Origin of the sequence: Aquimarina algiphila (assembly GCF_007489275.1) — a bacterium.
GTDB classification, from domain to species: domain Bacteria; phylum Bacteroidota; class Bacteroidia; order Flavobacteriales; family Flavobacteriaceae; genus Aquimarina; species Aquimarina algiphila.
The window spans coordinates 1-901 of sequence record NZ_VLNR01000198.1 but is presented as its reverse complement, the minus strand read 5'-3'; the positions used below and the strand labels follow the sequence as shown (position 1 = coordinate 901).

1 protein-coding gene is annotated in these 901 nt (G+C 33.3%); it reads left to right on the top strand.

All coding sequences use genetic code 11. The features are described 5' to 3' along the window. A partial coding sequence (locus tag FOF46_RS31085; protein WP_143919291.1) for a DNA adenine methylase occupies nt 1–674 on the top strand: 674 nt, incomplete at its 5' end. Nucleotides 675–901 lie beyond the last annotated feature (227 nt).

The window sequence follows — 901 nt, the reverse complement described above, 5'->3', positions numbered from 1 at the left end:
TCTTCTGGTCAAAACCTCCTGTAAAATGTGAGGTGATTAATGATGTAAATGGAAACATTACCAATTTTTATGAAGTACTAAAGCATGATTTTTTTAATCTTAGAGAAAAGATCGAGGTAACATTACATAGTAGGGAAACCTATAAACAGGCTTTAGTGATATATAAGTTACCTCATTTATTTGATCGCACCATTAGAGCGTGGGCTTTTTGGGTAGTTACTAATCAAGGATTTAGTTGTAAGATTGGAAACTGGGGATATGACAGAGAAAAAAGAGCGCATACCATAGCAAATAAGGTAGAGGCGTTTAAAGAAGAGCTTGCCGATAGATTGCGTAATGCTCAGGTAGAATGTAATGAAGCAAGTAAGGTGATTATGAGTAGAGATTCTGATGATACTTTTGTGTATGCAGACCCTCCTTATATCGATTCTAACCAAGGGCATTATGGAGGGTATACTCATGAACATTTTAGAAGAGATTTAGATGCATTAGTTAGTATGAAAGGAAAATTTTTATTGAGTACATATCCAAGCGAAGTCTTGAATGAGTATATAGATAAATATGGTTTGTATACCAGAGCTATAGATAAACCTTTGAGTGTGGGTAATGGATCTAAAATTAAGAAGAGGAAAAGAAAAACGGAAGTACTGACCTCGAATTATCCTATAATTTAAACCAGACGGGTTTGTCAATTGTCACATCTACAAAAAGCAATACAGCTTTAACCTTACGGTTGCCCGTCTGGATAAAATTTTGACTGTATTGCTGTAAGATGTGACGTGACAAATATAGTTGTAAATAATTATTAATAGTAAAGAAAATAGTACTATCAATGTGTCAATTAATGGAAAGTGGTTATTTATTGATAAAAAATTCGAAGAATCTTATAGTGTTGTCCTTA